Source organism: Bacillus sp. FSL K6-1106 (genome assembly GCF_038005245.1).
GTDB classification, from domain to species: domain Bacteria; phylum Bacillota; class Bacilli; order Bacillales; family Bacillaceae; genus Bacillus; species Bacillus altitudinis.
This window is the reverse complement of the sequence record NZ_JBBOSV010000001.1, coordinates 1952819-1965775: the sequence shown is the minus strand read 5'-3', so window position 1 is coordinate 1965775 and position 12957 is coordinate 1952819. Positions and strand designations below refer to the sequence as shown.

Below are 12957 nucleotides of genomic sequence, written 5' to 3'. Positions count from 1 at the left end.
CAAATTCGCTCCGCGCCGATGCTCGTCCTTCCTAGACTGCAAAGGTTTTCTATCACGCTGAAAAGAAGACAAAGGGCTAAAATCAAGTTCATTTTAGCCCTTTGTCAACAATCTGGCAGCTCCCATTACGGGAGCTTTTTTGCTGGTTTTAACCATTCCAGCATCGTCTGAACGATGTCTTTTTGTTGCGTGAGGACTGGAATGTCTGCAGGCTGATCCCCTTTTTGTTTGCCATACATGCCAAATTGAGCATGATTACCGCCTTTTATCTCATGGTACACCGTTTGAGAAGGTAGCTGCTTTTTCGATTTTTTGATTTTTTCTTGTGTCGCCAGCCCATCTTTTTCGCCTGAAATAGATAATACTTGCAAGGAAGCCTGTTTCAAATCATCTGATGCAGGATAGGAGGCAAGGAAAAAGAGGCCGTCCAGCTTGCTTTGATTTTTCTCTGCATACATAGCGGCAGCTGTCCCGCCTAGCGAATGTCCGCCAATGTACCAATGCTTGATGACTGGATGACTTTTGAGGATATCCTCTGCCTTCTTCGTATTAAAAATCGCGAAGGAAAATGGCATGTCTGGGATAAAGACCGAATAGCCTTTCTTCATCAGCGCATTCCCTAGATAGGCATACGCAAGAGGTTCAACTTTTGCCCCAGGATAGAGAATGATGCCAGTATCGCTTTTTGATGCTTCAAATGAATATACCCCATTTTTATGATCGACCTGCTCAATCTTCATCTGCTTTTTTAACGCTTCCGATGGTCCATATGTAAAGCGGCTCCATGTATAGAAAGCACCAAAAGCTAAGATGATGAGTGCAAGTAATGTAATACCGGTGATCTTCAGTATTTTCTTCATCGTATGTCCCTTCTTTCTCATGTACATATTAAATATACCATCATTTACTCTTCTGCCAAACGGCAAGTACGCTGATCCGGCTGTGTGATAAAGTATTAATCCATTAGCACTGCATTTGGCTGTTATTTACAATCTGAATGAGAGGGCTTAAAATAGGTGTGCATTCAGAAGTAACGGAGGAAGAAAGACATGAAGCAGGAACATTCTCAACTTTGGATTGAAGTGAAAAATTATGTACTCATTTTAATAGGATCAGCCATCGTGGCGGTTGGCTTTAATACGTTATTATTACCAAATCAGATTGCTGCTGGCGGTGTGAGCGGAATCAGTACCATTATGCAGTCATTCGGTTTTGAAGCTGCATATGTACAATGGGGTCTCAATATTCCGCTCTTTATCGCAGGCTTTTATTTATTAGGTGGAACATTTGGGGTAAAAACGCTCGTTGGTTCTGTCTTTTTACCTTTAATGGTGTTCTTAACAAGACACATTGCTCCTGTCACCCATGAAGCACTGCTCGCCGCAATATTTGGCGGTGTAGTGATTGGGATCGGAATTGGGCTCGTTTTCCTCGGCAATGGTTCAACGGGAGGAACGGCACTTGCGGCCAAAATCATCAATAAATATACAGGGCTGACGTTAGGTACTTGTTTAGCGATGATGGACGGTTTGATTGTTTTGGCGGCCATGACTGTTTTTGGGATTGAAGAAGGACTGTACGCTGTGATCGGAGTGTTCATTTCTAGTAAGACGATTGATGTGGTTCAGGCTGGCTTTAGTCACTCGAAGATGGCCATGATTATTACGGACCATGAGGATGAGGTCAGACAGGCGGTGTTTGATCAAATTGATCGTGGTGTAACGAAGATTTCAGCAGTAGGTGGGTACACCGACCATGACCGGCCTATTTTAATGTGTGTGGTAGGGCAGTCACAATTCACAAAGTTGAAACAAGTGGTAAAAGCGATCGATGCATCAGCGTTTGTCATCGTCATGGATGCAAAAGAGGTGCTTGGTGAGGGTTTTAAAAGGGCGTAAACAAGGATATAATAACGTTGACCAAATGATTGTAAGGGAGGGAAATACATGAAAAAGAGCGGATTAACGCTTCTTTTTGTCGCTATGCTTTTTGTACTTGCGGCCTGTGGAGGAAATTCAAGCAGCAGTGACAAAGAAGGCAGTAAAAGTGCTTCAAATGTGAGCAGTGGTGAAGAGATTTATCAGCAAAACTGTATTGGCTGTCATGGAAAAGACTTATCTGGCGGAGGCGGCCCAAGCCTGAAAGAAGTCGGGAAGAAATATAATGAAAGCCAAATTGCAGATATTGCCCAGAACGGTAAAGGATCTATGCCAAGCGGAATGGTAGATGAAAAACAAGCAAAAGAAGTCGCCAAATGGCTTGCAGAGAAAAAATAAAACCTTTGTCTAATCGACAAGGTTTTTTTATTTTCTATTTGTAGAAAAAGACTTTTGGATAGTATGAAAACGTATTATATTAAATTTTATTTAAAAAATAAGGGTAAAAAGACACGTTTTTCGGTTTTGATTGCTCTATTTACCTTTTATTTATAAGTTTTGAAATATAAATGTAATACCATTGCGTCGATTCATGACGTATAATTGGAGTTGTTGAAATTTAGACGAGTCAATTTTTTCATCTTTTTGGATGAAAAGGACATAAATTGCTTGTGCGTATCGAAGGGTATGTGCGTGACCATACATAACGTTTTTTGACGAGAAGTGTCAGAACATCATGATGAGCTGTTTGACAGCGAATAAGAAAAGATTAGGTGATTACATGATTGAAATGAAGGAAGTCTATAAGATCTATCCTAATGGTGTAAAGGCGATCAATGGAATCAATGTCTCTATCCATCCAGGAGAGTTTGTGTATGTTGTTGGTCCCAGTGGCGCTGGTAAATCCACGTTCATTAAAATGATGTATCGTGAAGAGAAGCCAACAAAAGGGAAAATCTTAATTAATAACAAAGATTTAGGCTCGATGAAGGAAAAAGAAATTCCTTATGTGAGAAGAGAAATTGGCGTAGTATTCCAAGATTTCAAACTGCTTCCAAGTCTTACGGTCTTTGAGAACGTGGCATTTGCTCTTGAAGTCATTGGTGAACAGCCAAGTATTATTAAGAAAAAAGTGCTTGAAGTACTTGATTTGGTGCAATTAAAGCACAAAGCTCGTCAATTTCCAGATCAGCTTTCCGGCGGTGAACAGCAGCGTGTATCGATCGCTCGTTCGATCGTCAATCATCCTGAGGTTGTCATTGCAGACGAACCGACAGGAAACCTTGATCCAGATACTTCATGGGAAATCATGAAGACACTTGAAGAGATTAATAACCGCGGAACAACAGTCGTCATGGCGACACACAACAAAGAGATTGTAAACAGCATGAAGAAACGCGTCATCGCAATCGAAGATGGAATGATTGTGCGTGACGAAGCAAGAGGGGAGTACGGAATTTATGATTAAAACTCTCTCGCGGCATTTACGTGAGAGCTTCCGTTCACTTGGAAGAAACACGTGGATGACATTTGCATCAATTAGTGCGGTCACTGTCACATTGATTTTAGTTGGGGTTTTTCTTGTCATTATGCTCAACTTGAATAACATGGCATCGAACGCTGAGAAAGAAGTAGAAGTAAAAGTTCTCATCGATTTAACCGCGAATCAAAAGCAGCAGGATGAATTAAAAGCAGAAATTGAGAAGATTCCTGAAATCAGTGATGTGAAATACTCATCCAAGGATGATGAACTAAAAGCACTGATTAAAAGCTTTGGTGAAAATGGACAATCTATGGGACTGGTTGATCAAGAAAATCCATTAAATGATGCGTTTATTGTGAAAACAACAGATCCTCACGATACACCAAAAGTAGCGAAGAAATTAGAAAACCTAAAAGGGACGTATAAAGTCACTTATGGAAAAGAAGAGGTCAGCCGACTCTTTAATGTTGTCGGAGTGGCGCGTAATGTCGGCATCGCACTTATTATTGGGCTTTTATTTACAGCGATGTTCTTGATTTCCAATACGATCAAAATTACGATTTTTGCTAGACGTAAAGAAATTGAGATTATGAAACTAGTAGGTGCAACGAACTGGTTTATCCGCTGGCCGTTCTTCATCGAAGGATTACTACTTGGTGTATTTGGCTCGATTATACCAATCGCTGTATTGCTTGGCACATATCATTATGCTGTCGGCTGGGTGGCGCCAAGGGTACAAGGTTCATTTATTTCAATGCTTCCATACAATCCGTTTGTCTATCAAGTATCACTGATCCTTCTATTGATCGGTGCCATTATCGGTGTGTGGGGAAGTTTAACGTCCATCCGTAAATTCTTGAAAGTATAAATCTATTTATATTGATGGCAGCACTCGAAGATTCTATAGAAGATGTGACCGGCTGATCCAATTCATCCGGTCGACTCTTCATGCAGGCAGTTGTCATGGGAGGGGAATATCGTTTTGAAAAGAAAGCTGATAATGGCTGGAATGGCAGCGTTTATTGGAACAACGTGGCTATACATTCCAGGGAACGAAAATCGTGCATTCGCATACGAAGACCTAGATCAAAAACGTCAACAAATTGAAGAGAAAACATCGAAGACTGAATCAACCTTGAAGAAAAAGAAATCAGAACTGGCAAAGCTTGAAAAGAAAGAATCAAAGCTAAAGCAAGAAATTGAAAAAATTGACCAAAAAGTAAGTGCCGCAACTGAAAAAGTTGCTGAAAAAGAAAAAGAGGTCAAACAGACGAAACAAGAGATCAAAAAACTAAAAAAAGAGATTGAAGTCATCAACGAGCGAATTGAAAAGAGGAAAGCGATTTTCAAAGATCGAATTCGTTCTATGCAAAAAAGTGGCGGTACAATCAACTATTTAGATGTGCTGCTAGGTGCTCGTAGCTTTAGTGATTTTGTCAGTCGTGTGGGAGCTGTTACAACCATCGTTGAAGCAGATAAAGACATGATTACAGAACACGAAAATGATTTGGAGCTAGTAGAGCAAAAAGAAGCAGAGCTAAATAAACAGCTAAGTGGACTTGAAACATCTTTGAAAGAGCTTGAAACGTTGAAAAAGGACCTATCTAAACAGCAAAAAGAAAAAGGAAAAGTCCTTGGTCATGTAACGAAAGAAAAAGAACATGCACATGATGAACTAGGAAAGCTTGAAAATGAACAAGAAATTTTAGCGAATCAAAAAGCGGCGGTAAAGTCTGAAGAAGCACGCCGTCAAAAAGAAGAAGCGAAGAAAGCAGAACAAGCAGCTGCTGAAAAAAGTGCACCTGCACCAAGTGGAGGATCTGATCAAGTGTCAGATACACCAGCAAGTAGCTCAGGTTTCATTAAACCAGCTGCAGGCCGTTTCTCATCAGGCTTTGGCGGACGTTCTGGCGGACAGCACTACGGATTAGATATCGCTGCAAAGGGCACTGTATCTGTCGTTGCAGCCGCATCTGGAACAGTCACGAACTCAAGCTACTCGTCGAGTTATGGCAACGTGGTGTTCATTACACATAACATCAATGGCCAAACGTATCAAACGGTATACGCTCATCTTTCAACAAGAAGTGTGTCAACAGGTCAAAGAGTCGAGCAAGGTCAATTCCTTGGATATATGGGCAACACAGGTCAGTCTTATGGCCAGCATCTTCATTTTGAAATTCATAAAGGATTATGGAATGGCGCGAAATCAAATGCAGTCAATCCAGCGCAATATATCCGCTAATAAAAAGCCGATAACAGCATGTTATCGGCTTTTTTCATGTAGATGAAGTTAAAATAACAGCAGTAATCCGGCAATAATAGGTGTTAAAAGCACAGCGGATTTTAAGAGAGGTTTCGGCGCAAGGCGTGTAAATTTTGCCCCAATAAAAGCTCCTAATACGGTACCGATTAAGATCTGAACGAGCAGGATAAAGTCAACATAGCCTTCTGAAATATAACCAATTCCACCGCCAATAGAGATTGGAATAATCACTAGCATCGTTGTGCCAACAGCTTGTCTAATAGACAGCTTCAGCAAAATCAAAAGCCCCACTTGAATAAATGGTGCTGATCCGATACCGAACATCCCTGAAAGCATCCCTGATACAAGGCCTAATATAATGCCCCTGATCAGCAATTGGCGTGAAGAAAGCGGCTGCTGCTCAGCATCTTCTTTTAGGACAAACAATTTGATCATCATAAAAACAGCAGATAAAAAGAGCATACCAGCTGTTAAATAGTGCAGGCTATCCTCTGGAATAAAAGGAGCCACTTTTGCTCCGGCAAATGAAGCAATACAAGCTAGTGCACCGACAATCAAACCTGATTTGAGCTGGATATTTCCTTCCCGGTAGTGGCTGTATGCACCAGATAAAGTCGTAAATGCCATAGCAGCTAAAGATGTCCCAAGTGCAGTATGGATTGGTACATCAAAGATTAACGTCAGCAATGCGATGACAAAACCAGCCCCGCCAGCTCCTACAAACCCTAGTAAAATTCCTAATAAAAGCATCGTCAATATAATATACATAGCGAAGACTCCTTCTCGATCGTAACAAAATAAAAATTACACCTATTGAAATGATTAGTCAAGCCTCCTTAGGAGAATGTCTTTACATGAAATCCCTTCTTCTGGCATATAATAACTCAGGTCATCAGGAAGAGTTGAAGAAGGAGGCCAAATATGAAAAAACAAATCGCATCCATCATGGCAAGTGTCATTCTCATCATCAGTGCAGGGGTTATGACGCATAAAGAGGCGACTCAAGCGGAGTCACCGAAAGCGGCTGCAGTGGCTGGACAAGCTCAATCAAGTGATCGAGCGAAGGAAAACGGAATGGAGAAAATTGAGAAAGCCTATGACCTCATTTCGAATGAATATGTAGAGGAAGTGGATCGTCAAAAGCTGCTTGAAGGTGCCATACAAGGAATGCTTTCAACCTTAAATGATCCGTATTCAGTATACATGGACAAGCAAACCGCAAAGCAATTTTCGGATTCACTTGATTCCTCATTTGAAGGAATTGGGGCAGAAGTTGGAATGGATGAAGGAAAGATTATCATTGTCTCTGCCTTTAAAAAATCCCCTGCGGCAAAGGCGGGTCTGAAACCGAAAGATGAAATCATCAGCATTGACGGTGAGTCGATGAAAGAAAAAAGCCTAAACGATGCTGTACTGAAAATAAGAGGAAAAAAAGGAACGTCTGTCGCCTTGAAAATCAGACGAAATGGAATTGAAAAAGAGCTAACATTCCATATCAAACGAGAAGAAATCCCGCTTGAAACCGTAACGGCTTCAATGAAAGAGGTCAATGGTCATAAAACAGGCTATATTGCGATCTCTAGCTTCTCTGAAGATACGGCGAAGGATTTCACGGCAAGCTTGAATAAGCTCGAGAAAAAGGGCATGGAGGGCCTTGTGCTGGACGTTAGAGGAAATCCTGGCGGCTATCTACAAAGTGTGGAAGACATTTTGAAACATTTTATCACAAAGGATCAGCCATATATTCAAATTGCAGAACGGAATGGCGATCGAAAACGATATTTTTCAAAACGAAAAGAACAAAAACCATACCCGGTCAATGTCTTAATTGATAAAGGAAGTGCATCCGCTTCTGAAATTCTGGCTGGTGCCATGAAAGAAGCAGGGAAGTATGAAGTGGTAGGTGACGTTTCCTTTGGTAAAGGGACTGTGCAGCAGGCGGTACCAATGGGAGATGGGAGTAACATTAAATTAACGCTGTATAAGTGGCTGACACCGAAAGGGAATTGGATTCACAAAAAAGGCGTTGTGCCGACGATTGCGATTCATCAACCAGATTACTTCACCGTCGGCCCGCTCCAGCTGAAAGAACCGCTTCAGCTTGATATGAACAATGAAGAAGTCAGACAAGCACAGACATTGTTAAAAGGGTTATCATTTGACCCAGGCAGAGTAGATGGATATTTTGACGAAGAAACGAAAAAGGCTGTACTCGCATTTCAAAGCACATACAATCTCGAAAAATCAGGTGTGATTGATTTAAAGACAGCGAAAATGATGAACAAGATGGTAGATGAAGTGAAATCTTATGAAAAGAATGATCTTCAGCTACAAACTGCACTAAAAGCACTATATCTCAAAAAATAAAGAGGCGAATAAATGCCTCTTTTTTTTGGTTCATAAGTGTTACGAACATGTAATAATTTATTCTTAAAAATATATTATATCGAGAAATATATTCATTTATTTTACAAAAAACATAACATTCCTTCGAATTTACCCGATAACATATTTATATAAGAGACTTTCTGTTGATTTAAACATGTCATGAAAATGAAACTTTTGAAAGTTGTATGTTACATAAATAATTCTTACAATAAAAAGTAGCACTCATTTTAAATATTTTATTTTTTGCGGATATTCAGCTTAAGCATTGAGCTGTACCGAGGTTTGCGCTTTTCTTAAAAGAACTAGTAAATGGGGGTACACAATTGAAAAGGGCAAGTATTGTGAGAGAGAAAAAATATTACGAGTTGGTAGAGGAGCTTAAGAGTCGTACGAAAGATGTGACGTTTTCGGCTACAAAGGCATTAAGTCTACTCATGCTGTTAAGCAGGTACTTGGTCAATTACACAACGGTAGAATCAGTCGACGAGATCGATGAAGACTGTGCTGAGATATACTTCAATTATTTAATGGATAATCATAAGAGACTTGGTATAAACTTAACCGACATCAAGAGGTCCATGCAGCTTCTCGGCGGCATATTAGACGTAGATGTAAATCACTATTTAAAAGATTTTTCACTGTCGAATGTCACACTTTGGATGAATCAGGAGAAATAAACCTGATGTCAAGCATCGATTTATTTGATAGAATAAGAGAAAATGCTTGACTTGGGCGGTGAACGATAATGAGCTCGGAGTGGATGGGAGCCGGATTAAAAGCGGTCGGTCTGTTTTTAATCCATCCTCTTTTTTATTTTATGATATTAATCAGCCTATTATATGGCTACATCCGCGTAAAGCGGGAGAGAAAAGCGTTTCAAACAAGAATAGAAGATGTTTACGATGAACTGAAATTTACATATTCAAAGGGATGGGTTCCAGGAATTTGTCTATCGATCATATCTGTAGGCTTAGGGATTTCCCTTCCGCCTGGATTCATCGTGCTGATTGCAGCGATGACCATCGTTTTCTCTTTATTCTTTAAGGCGAGTGCGCTTTCGTCTGCATACACACTCGGTTTCAGTTTTATTGCGGCATTTGGACTGATGTCTGTTCAAGTGAGCCATTCTTGGCTGCCGCAGCTTTCAATGATGAATGCATCAGCCGTTGTGATCCTGTTAGGGCTACTGTTAATGACCGAAGGCATCTTAGCCTATCGAACGGCGCATTTACGTACATCGCCTGCAATGGTGATGAGTGCGAGAGGACTTTTGATCGGCCAGCAGCGAGCAAACCGTCTGTGGCTTCTACCACTTGTTTTGCTGATGCCGGCAGGTGAATGGACTTCTTCTCTGCCATGGTGGCCTGTGCTTCAAGTGCACGATCAAAGCTTTTCATTTATTGTGATCCCGTACATCATCGGCTTTGGCCAGCGTATTCAAGGATCGCTGCCAATTGTGAGTATTCAAATTACGTCACGCCGAATAATGATGCTCGGTCTAGTTGTTGCTGTAGTAGGTGCGGCAAGTATTTGGTTTGAGCCGATTGCGTGGGGAGCTGTTGTTCTAGCGATTGCAGGAAGAGCCTTTTTATCATGGAAGCAGAGGGCGAATGACAACGCTGCACCATTCTTTTTCTCTAAGCGGAATCAAGGGCTTATGGTGCTTGGTATCATTCCGAATACCCCTGCGGCTGATTTAAAGCTTGAGATCGGAGAAATTATTACAAAGGTCAATGGAATCGAGATCAAAACCGTTTCAGAATTTTATGAAGCACTACAAACCAATCGTGCTCTGACAAAGCTTGAGATCATTGGTCTCAATGGTCAGACAAGGTTTGAGAAACGCGCCTCTTACGAAGGGGAGCATCACCAGCTTGGTATCTTGTTTGTGAAGGACGATCCTCAGCAAGAGCCAACGGCGATTTCATCTTAAAAAAGCTGCTAGAGATGGCAGCTTTTTTCTTTTGGGCGCGTTTCTTTCCCATAGGATTCGCCCCATTCACGCATGGCAAAGATAATGGGCTTTAACGTATTTCCAAGAGAAGTCAGTGAATACTCGACACGAGGAGGAACTTCCTCATAGACTTCACGGTGAACAATCCCGTCTTGTTCAAGTTCTCGTAATTGCAACGTCAGGACACGCTGCGAAATTCTTGGCAGAAGCCGGCGTATTTCGTTGTAACGCTTTGGACCGCAAGTCAAATGATAAAGGATGACGCCTTTCCATTTCCCTCCGATGACATTTGTAGTGATAGACACGGGACAGCCATGATTCACAATACTGACTGGATTGGATGGTGCACTCATCTCAACATTCCTTTCTTAAACGAAAATGGTCATAAACGAACATGTTTGTGCCTAACGAACAAAAATGTGCGTACTTGAATCAATGGAAGCTTTTCTTTTACCATAGAGATAGACATCACACATTCGGGTTGTTTGTTTTCCTATCATAACAATTTCTATTAGGGAATGGAAAGAAATTGGATTGTGGGAACACACCTGTTCATTAGAAAGGATGAATAATATGCGAGACAAAGAGCTATTAAAAAAAGAAATCATTGAGGCGTATGAATTCCGTCATGCGACAAAAGAGTTTGACCCAGCGAAAAAGATTCCAGAGGATGATTTTGCATTTATTTTAGAAACAGGAAGACTTTCTCCAAGCTCTGTAGGGTTTGAGCCTTGGAAGTTCCTCGTTATTCAAAATGAAGCATTTAGAGAAAAATTAAAAGAGTATACATGGGGGGCGCAAAAGCAGCTTCCAACTGCCAGCCATTTTGTGATCATCTTGGCAAGAACAGATGCCCGCTATGATTCAGCATATGCAGAATACATCAACAAGCAAATCAAAGGAATGACAGACGAAACGTTTGAAATGGTCAAGGGGCGCTACAGAGAATTCCAAGAGAACGATCTTCATCTACTAGAAAATGACCGTACATTATTTGATTGGGCTTCAAAACAAACGTATATTGCCTTAGGTAACATGATGACAGCTGCGGCACAGATCGGCATTGATTCATGCCCAGTTGAAGGATTTAGCTACGATCACATCCATCGTATCTTAGAAGAAGAAGGGTTACTGGAGGATGGTCAATACGACATCTCTGTCATGGCAGCCTTTGGTTATCGTGTCACTGAGCCAAAACGCGGCAAAACACGTCGCCCGATGGATGAAGTAGCTGTTTGGATTCGTTAATAGCTGTTTGTCTGAAAAAGGCTGTTGACAATTGCGTGGTTAGTCAGTATATTTAAAAAATAAAATCTTTGACGAATATACAAATTTGACTATAAACGCTTTGACTTGAGAATAGTAAATGAACATCCGTTTTTTAAGAGAGCTGCGGGTCGGTGCAACGCAGTAAAACGAATCATTGAACTCGCTCAAAGAGCGGTAAGACTGAATGAATAGTAAGTCTTTACGTGTGACCTCCGTTATCGGGTTTTAAGTTGGATTCAGCCATGGCTGAATCAATAAGAGTGGTAACGCGGTTGTAAGGTCAGTCGTCTCTTCTAGGAGATGGCTGGCCTTTTTATATGCTTTTATCTCATATTTGTCTGAAGATTCAAATTTAAAGGAGCTATAGAAAATGGAAAAGGAACATGTGCAGTTAAAACGAACAATGACATCAAGGCATATTATGATGCTTGCGCTTGGCGGTGCCATCGGTGCTGGTCTGTTTAAAGGAAGCAGTTCTGCCATTGATATTGCGGGTCCTGCTGTCATTTTGGCATACATGATTGGTGGTCTTATTTTATTATTTATTATGCAAGGACTTGCCGAAATGACCGTTGCACGACCTGGAGCAAGAACATTCCGTGACTTGATTGAACCTGTGTTAGGAAAGTATCCGGCCTATTTCTTAGACTGGATCTATTGGAAGATGTGGGTGCTGAATATTGCAGCAGAAGCGATTGTGTCGGCCATCTTTATTCAGTACTGGTTCCCACAAGTGCCAATCTGGATGCTTGTGTTAATCATTTCACTTGTAGTCACAATCATTAATGTTTGCTCAGTCAAAATGTTTGCTGAGACAGAGTATTGGTTGGCTTCTATTAAAATTGCTGTCATCATCTTATTTATTATCATTGGATTTACCATGCTATTTGTCTCATTCGGACAGCATGCAGCACCTGGATTGTCTAACTTAACGGATCACGGTGGATTTTTCCCAAATGGTACTGGCGGATTAATTGCAGCAATGCTGGTTGTCGTGTATTCATATGGTGGGACGGAGATGATTGGGGTCACTTTAGCAGAAACAAAAAACCCTGAAAAAGTCATCCCAAAGGCCATTCAAAGTACGTTTGTACGCATCATCGGTTTTTATGTACTGCCGTTCTTTATCATTGTCAGCTTAATCCCTTGGAATCAAGTCAACAATGAGCAAGTAAGTCCATTTGTGACAGTGTTTGCAACAATCGGAGTACCGTATGCTAGTGACATCATGAATGGTATTATCTTACTAGCGATTTTGTCTTCTATGAACTCTGGCTTGTATGCTTCATCACGGGTGCTTTATACACAGGCAATGGATGGCCGTGTATGGAAAGGATTCTCCAAGCTGTCAAAACAGCAGGTGCCTGTTCGAGCCATCCTTGTATGTACATCTACCTTGTATGCAGCTGTATTGATTTCTCTTTTTGTAGGAAGTCAAACGTTTAATTACTTAATGGGCTCTTTAAGTTACACAGTTCTATTCATCTGGTTTATCATTGCCGTCGGTCATTTGAAATCTCGAAGCGTCGCACAGCCAGGCGGATATCGCGTGAAGCTGTATCCTTTCACAACGTGGTTTTCCGTTATTGCGATCATGGCCATTTTTGTCGGCGTTGTATTCAATACACCAATTGTTCAAACGCTGGTCACCATGGGCATTTATTTAATCATTACACTTTCTTTCTTTATTAACAGAAAACGGTTTGAAACAGCCGTCTAA

Annotated in this window: 13 protein-coding genes and 1 other annotated feature; of the genes, 10 read left to right on the top strand and 3 right to left on the bottom strand. The window is 41.0% G+C overall.

The window, feature by feature from the left end:
- Window positions 1-125: 125 nt before the first annotated feature.
- Window positions 126-860, bottom strand: coding sequence for an alpha/beta family hydrolase (locus tag MHI20_RS10375; protein ID WP_326112376.1), 735 nt, complete (start codon window positions 858-860; stop codon window positions 126-128).
- Between the two features lie 189 nt (window positions 861-1049).
- On the opposite strand from MHI20_RS10375, the gene MHI20_RS10370 reads away from it, so the two are divergent.
- The 5 genes from MHI20_RS10370 to MHI20_RS10350 all read left to right on the top strand — a co-directional run bounded on the left by MHI20_RS10370 (window position 1050) and on the right by MHI20_RS10350 (window position 5605).
- Window positions 1050-1898, top strand: coding sequence for a YitT family protein (locus MHI20_RS10370; RefSeq protein ID WP_041091479.1), 849 nt, complete (start codon window positions 1050-1052; stop codon window positions 1896-1898).
- 48 nt (window positions 1899-1946) lie between these two features.
- On the top strand, window positions 1947-2276 hold the full coding sequence (gene cccB / locus MHI20_RS10365; RefSeq protein WP_007500002.1) for a cytochrome c551: 330 nt from the start codon (window positions 1947-1949) through the stop codon (window positions 2274-2276).
- 382 nt (window positions 2277-2658) lie between these two features.
- Complete coding sequence (gene ftsE / locus MHI20_RS10360; protein WP_008348229.1) at window positions 2659-3345, top strand: cell division ATP-binding protein FtsE; 687 nt, start codon at window positions 2659-2661, stop codon at window positions 3343-3345.
- Entirely contained in the window at window positions 3338-4228 is an 891-nt protein-coding gene (ftsX, locus tag MHI20_RS10355; RefSeq protein WP_025208057.1) for a permease-like cell division protein FtsX, read from the top strand. The genes ftsE and ftsX overlap by 8 nt, the downstream gene beginning before the upstream one ends.
- Before the next feature lie 114 nt (window positions 4229-4342).
- The gene (locus MHI20_RS10350; protein ID WP_024719914.1) at window positions 4343-5605 is read left to right on the top strand and encodes a murein hydrolase activator EnvC family protein; all 1263 of its coding nucleotides are present in this window, start codon (window positions 4343-4345) and stop codon (window positions 5603-5605) included.
- A gap of 48 nt (window positions 5606-5653) precedes the next feature.
- On the opposite strand, the gene MHI20_RS10345 is transcribed toward MHI20_RS10350, so the two are convergent.
- Complete coding sequence (locus MHI20_RS10345; RefSeq protein ID WP_017368130.1) at window positions 5654-6394, bottom strand: sulfite exporter TauE/SafE family protein; 741 nt, start codon at window positions 6392-6394, stop codon at window positions 5654-5656.
- 153 nt (window positions 6395-6547) lie between these two features.
- Here MHI20_RS10345 and ctpB point away from each other — a divergent pair, with 153 nt between their 5' ends.
- From ctpB to MHI20_RS10330, 3 genes are all read left to right on the top strand, one after another.
- Entirely contained in the window at window positions 6548-7993 is a 1446-nt protein-coding gene (gene ctpB / locus MHI20_RS10340; RefSeq protein ID WP_041091482.1) for a carboxy-terminal processing protease CtpB, read from the top strand.
- Window positions 7994-8337: 344 nt separating this feature from the next.
- Window positions 8338-8691 (top strand): swarming motility protein SwrAA, encoded by a 354-nt coding sequence (locus MHI20_RS10335; RefSeq protein WP_007500014.1) that lies wholly within the window; start codon window positions 8338-8340, stop codon window positions 8689-8691.
- Window positions 8692-8759: 68 nt separating this feature from the next.
- The gene (locus MHI20_RS10330) at window positions 8760-9947 is read left to right on the top strand and encodes a PDZ domain-containing protein (RefSeq protein WP_024719912.1); all 1188 of its coding nucleotides are present in this window, start codon (window positions 8760-8762) and stop codon (window positions 9945-9947) included.
- Between the two features lie 8 nt (window positions 9948-9955).
- Here MHI20_RS10330 and MHI20_RS10325 read toward each other — a convergent pair whose 3' ends face one another.
- Window positions 9956-10321, bottom strand: coding sequence for a winged helix-turn-helix transcriptional regulator (locus MHI20_RS10325; RefSeq protein WP_045033986.1), 366 nt, complete (start codon window positions 10319-10321; stop codon window positions 9956-9958).
- Between the two features lie 220 nt (window positions 10322-10541).
- Between MHI20_RS10325 and MHI20_RS10320 the strand changes: the two genes are divergently transcribed.
- Window positions 10542-11216, top strand: a complete 675-nt coding sequence (locus MHI20_RS10320; protein WP_035701558.1) for an NAD(P)H-dependent oxidoreductase — start codon at window positions 10542-10544, stop codon at window positions 11214-11216.
- A gap of 91 nt (window positions 11217-11307) precedes the next feature.
- Window positions 11308-11532, top strand: a binding site (T-box leader).
- Window positions 11533-11607: 75 nt separating this feature from the next.
- The gene (locus MHI20_RS10315; RefSeq protein WP_008348215.1) at window positions 11608-12957 is read left to right on the top strand and encodes an amino acid permease; all 1350 of its coding nucleotides are present in this window, start codon (window positions 11608-11610) and stop codon (window positions 12955-12957) included.